Here is a 5,099-nt window from a genome sequence, read left to right as displayed (position 1 = left end):
GGGATTCGGACATGACAACTCCGGCAACGAAGCCGGCCGCACCGTCAGCAGCCACCCCGCTGCTGACGGTGCTCGGCGACACGATCGAGGCGGCTCGCGCCGCCGACCGCGACGACCTTGTTGTCCGGTTGGAGGCGGCGGCGCAGCGGGTCAGCGACCCACGCAGGCGCATCGTGGTGACTGGTCAGCGGCAGCAAGGCAAGAGCAGGTTCGTGAATGCTCTTCTCGGACTTGATGTTTGCCGCGTAGGTGACGACGTCACCACCGCCATTCCCATGCAACTCGAATACGGCGCGACCCCTTCGGCCGAACTGGTGCTCACCGCGCCCGGTGCGAGCGAGGTCCGCGTGCAGGTCCCGTTCGAGGAGATCGGCAACATCGACGCCAACAGCCCCTACGCGCAGGGCCGCCAGATCGCCCGTATTGAGGCGAAGGTGCCAAACCAGCTGCTCAGCGAGGGAATTGTCCTCATCGACACCCCCGGTATCGGCGGTCATGGGAGCTCGTTTTCGGCGACGGTGCTGTCGATGGTTCCGTCGGCTGACGCGGTCCTGCTGTTGAGTGATGCGTCAACCGAACTGACCGAACCCGAACTCGCCTTCCTGCGACAGGTCCGCGAACTCTGCCCAACCGTCGCGGTCCTGCTCACCAAAATCGACATGTATCCGCACTGGCGCCAAGTCGCCCAAGCCGACAAAGCCCACATCGCGAAGGCGGGCTTGCAGGTCCCGTTCCTGCCCGTTTCGTCCCTGCTGCGCTCCCACGCGCTGCGGCTCAACAACGCGCAACTGGGCCGCGAGTCGGGTTTCGGCATGCTGTTTGGTTTCCTGAAAGACCAGGTCGTCGCACGCGACCAGGTCAGCGCCCGTGCGGCAGTGGCACGCGAATTACATTCGGCCGCAGAGCATTTGGCGCTCGCACTGGGTAGCGAACTGCTCGCGCTAAGCGACCCAGAATCCGGCGACGCCGCCATTCGCGAACTCCAAAACGCGCGTACCGTAGCCGAAGACTTACGCAGAAACTCCGGCTACTGGCAGCAAACCCTCTCCGACGGCATCGCCGACCTCATGAACGACATCGACCACGACCTGCGCGAACGCCTCCGCGCCGTCGCGCACACGGCCGAGGACTGGATCGACGATCACGACCCGTCCAAACACTGGCCCGCGATCGCCGAATGGCTAACGGGCACAGTCGATACGGCGCTCGGCGACAACCTCCTCTGGACGCACACCCGCGCGGAAACCCTCGCCGAAACTGTCGCTGAGCACTTCGGCAAGGCAAGCGCGATCGACCTCCCCGACGTCGATAAAGCGATGGACTCCGACCACGCGAGCAGCGCGAAAGTGGGCACGCTCGGTGGCCTTGAACCCGATATCGGCGTCACCAGCAAGGTTTTGGTCGGTTTGCGCGGGTCCTATGGTGGCGTGCTGATGGTCGGTTTGGCCTCAACGCTGGCGGGTCTCGCGCTGCTGAACCCACTGTCGATCGGCGCGGGCATTCTCGTCGGCGGCAAGGCATATAAGGACGACAAGGGTCAGCGTTTGCAGCGGAAACGCCTCGAAGCGAAGGCTGCCGTGCGCCGTTTCGTCGACGATGTCGCTTTCCATGCGGGAAAAGAGACAAAAGACCGCCTCAACCGCATTCACCGGGCCCTGCGCGACCACTACACCGGCGTTGCCGAACGCAGCTTGCGCTCGATCAACGCCTCGCTGCACGCCGCCCAGGAAGCGGCGAACAGCGCGGTCTCCAGCCGCGCGGCTCGTCGCGAAATCTTGGAACACCAGCTGGTCAGGGCCGCTGAGCTGCGCAGATACGCCGACGGAATGCTCGAACTCGGCACCCCGACCCCGCGCCAACGCACGTACACGGCCCCGTCGGCGGGAGTGCGCCCGGTTGGCGTCTGACCAATCAAGATCATCAGGCTCTCAGGTAAACAAACGTCGAGAAGGAAAATCCGTGAGAGCCTGATGATCTTGATGGCTGGCTGTCATGTGACGTTTCGGCGTGATAGTTGCGGAAGGATGTTCGCGGTAAATCGGCGTACGTAGCCGAAAAATGGGGAGCCACACAGTAATTGAGCATCGCGGCTGGCCTGTTGGCCAGTTGGTCGCTTGCCTGACGCGTCACGGTCGCGGCGACTTCCCCTGCGCTACCTAACCTCCCTCGAACTGCCTGTCAAAACAGGCGGGTCGAGGAAGGAAGAGGATGCAGCGACGAGGATTCATGAAAGCGGCCGTAGTCGGTGCCGGTTCGGTGGCACTGACGTTCACGCTCGGGCGTGAAGCGCTCGCCTATCCGGCGCAAAGTGGAGCGAGTCCATACGGCGGTCTCCAAGCCGCCGACGCCAACGGGCTGATGCTGCCCAAGGGCTTCACGAGCCGGGTCGTCGCTCGGTCCGGCCAGGTTGTCGGCGCGACCAAGCATGTGTGGCACGGCGCGCCCGACGGTGGCGCTTGCTTCGCCGACGGCTCCGGCTGGATCTACGTATCCAACGCCGAACTCGGTAAAGGTGCAGGTGGCGTGAGCGCGGTGAAGTTCGACGGCGCTGGCAACATCACCGGCGCGTACCCGATTCTGTCGGGAACCACCGATAACTGCGCGGGTGGCGCGTCGCCGTGGAACACCTGGATCTCGTGCGAAGAGCACAACAAGGGCCTGTGTTGGGAGACCGACCCGTGGGGCGTCAAGCCCGCGGTGAGTCACGAGGCGATGGGCGTTTTCAACCACGAAGCGGCCGCGTTCGACCCTGATCGCAAGGTCGTCTACCTCACCGAGGACGAGCCTGACGGCGGCTTCTACCGTTACACCCCAAACGCGTGGGGCAACCTGTCCGCGGGCAAGCTTGAGGTCCTGACCACCGACCTGAACTGGGCCGCAGTGAAGCCGAAGGGTCAGGACTGCCGCAAGCAGGTCAACAACATGTATGTGTTCAACGGTGGCGAAGGTGCTTACTACCGCAACAACATCTGCTACTTCACCACCAAGGGCGACGACAAGGTCTGGGCGTACAACGCCGCGACCAATCAGCTCGCGACGGTCTACGACAACGACACCACCGCCAACGCGCCGCTCACCGGCGTCGACAACATCACTGGCGATCCCCACGTCGGCGACCTGTTCGTCGCCGAGGATGGCGGCGACATGGAGATCTGCGTGATCACCCCGAACGACGTCATCGCCCCGTTCGTCAAGATCGTCGGCCAGGACGGCTCGGAAATCGCGGGGGTCGCCTTCAACCCCGCTGGCACGCGGATGTACTTCTCGTCGCAGAACGGCACCACCGGCACCGACGGCGGCGGCATCACTTACGAGGTGACGGGCCCGTTCCGCCGTTCGCTTTAGGGCACATTCAAGATCAACACGCTCTGGTGGCGGCATCGGCCGAGTGACTTTCTCCACCACAGCGTGTTGATCTTGATGCCGTTCGTGTCACGTGACGTTGCGGACCGAGGTTTGCCCACGTCCAATCGCCGCACGGCAAAGGGATCTGGATCCCAGCAAACGGTGACACGATGGCCGGTAGGGTGGCTAGGTGGACACCAGCTTGGACCCCGCGCGCGCCACCATCGGCGGCCTTGCTGAGGCGACGCGACTTGTCGCCGCGGCCACGCGAGAGCTCGATCGCGACCCGGTTGCCCGCGCGATGCTCGCTGAAACCGCCGCGCGGCTGCGTCAGCCGTTGCGTGTCGCGCTCGCTGGTTCGATCAAAGCGGGCAAATCGACGCTGCTCAACGCCTTAGTCGGCCAGAGCGTCGCGCCCACCGATGCCACCGAGTGCACGCGCGTCGTCACCTGGTACCGCAATGGCCAAACACCGACCGTCACTGCCTACTCTGCTGACAACGCCTCGGCGAACGTCGTTGTCCGCAGAGGGGCGGGCGCGCACGGCCTCACCTTCGACATGGCCGACCTGCGCTGGACCCCACCCGGCCAGCACACCGTCAGCCACCTCGAAGTGCAGTGGCCAACGGCCGAGCTCGCCAAGACAACCATCATCGACACCCCCGGCACGTCGTCGCTCTCCCGCGACGTCTCCGAGCGCACGATGGCCCTGCTTACCCCCGCCGACCTCGACGCCGCCGCGATGACGGTCCCCGGCGCCGACGCCGTCGTCTACCTCTTGCGCCGCCTCGACGCCACCGACGTGCACTTCCTCGAACAACTCGGCGCAGGCTCGGGCGCGCTCGGCGTTGTCGGAGTGGTTTCGCGCGCCGACGAAATCAGCGCGGGTCGCATCAACGCCCTCAATTCCGCCCGCGAAGTCGCAACGCGATTCTCCACGGAACTCGAACGAACCGGCTTGTGCCAGGCGGTGATTCCGGTGGCTGGCCTGCTCGCGTTCGCGGCGGCGACGCTGTCGCAGCCGGAGTTCGTCGCGTTCGAAACGCTGGCGCGACTGCCCGCCGAGCACCTCGAACTCGCGATGCTCTCGGCCGACCGATTCGCCCGCCCCGACGTCGTTCTGCCCGTCGCGCCGATGATGCGCGCGCAGTTGCTCGACCGGTTTGGCATGTTCGGCGTGCGGATGTCGGTCGAACTGGTCCGCTCGGGCGTGCGCGACGCGGCAGCGCTCGCGCGAGAACTGTCTTCCCGCAGTGGAATTGACGAGTTGCGGACCGTCCTCGACGTTCAATTCGGTCAGCGCGCCGACCAACTCAAAGCGCACTCGGCGCTCACGACGCTCGACCGCGTGATCCGCGCGCATCCCGGCACCTCGGCCGACGCTCTCTTACCGCGAATCCGCGAATTGCTTTCGGACGTACATGGTTTCGCCGAACTGCGGTTGCTCGGTCACCTCCGTGCCGACGAATTGCCGCTTCCCCCAGCAGAATTGGCCGAACTTTTCCGCCTGATCGGCGGTGCTGGAGTCGCGGTGCATCGACGCCTTGGTCTGCCCGACGACGCTGACGAAGCCGCGTTGCGTGAGCAGGCGATGACGGCCGTGCGAAAGTGGCGCGCCCGTGCCAAACACCCGCTCATCGACAAAGCAACGGCGACGGCATGTTTGACCGCCGCACGCAGCGCTGAGGGAGCACTCACCCAGCTAACGTCGTGAGTTGCGTGGAAACCGGATCGTGACCTGCGAAGTTTTTCTG

The 5,099-nt window shown here is 65.0% G+C and carries 2 protein-coding genes and 1 pseudogene; all 3 read left to right on the top strand.

Translation table 11 applies throughout. The features are described 5' to 3' along the window. Positions 1-14 precede the first annotated feature (14 nt). A pseudogene (locus IEX78_RS12690) lies at positions 15-1,907 on the top strand (dynamin family protein); the annotation flags it as partial. A 319-nt stretch (positions 1,908-2,226) separates the two neighbouring features. Beyond that, a complete protein-coding gene (locus tag IEX78_RS12685) occupies positions 2,227-3,345 on the top strand; it encodes an alkaline phosphatase PhoX (RefSeq protein WP_229683913.1) in 1,119 nt (372 codons plus the stop codon). A gap of 190 nt (positions 3,346-3,535) precedes the next feature. After that, the gene (locus tag IEX78_RS12680; RefSeq protein WP_229683912.1) at positions 3,536-5,059 is read left to right on the top strand and encodes a dynamin family protein; all 1,524 of its coding nucleotides are present in this window, start codon (positions 3,536-3,538) and stop codon (positions 5,057-5,059) included. The last annotated feature ends 40 nt before the right edge of the window (positions 5,060-5,099 follow it).

The organism is Nocardia camponoti, from assembly GCF_014646135.1.
Taxonomy (GTDB): Bacteria; Actinomycetota; Actinomycetes; order Mycobacteriales; family Mycobacteriaceae; genus Nocardia; species Nocardia camponoti.
Note: the sequence above shows the minus strand (reverse complement) of the source record. Positions and strands in the feature narration are given on the sequence as shown.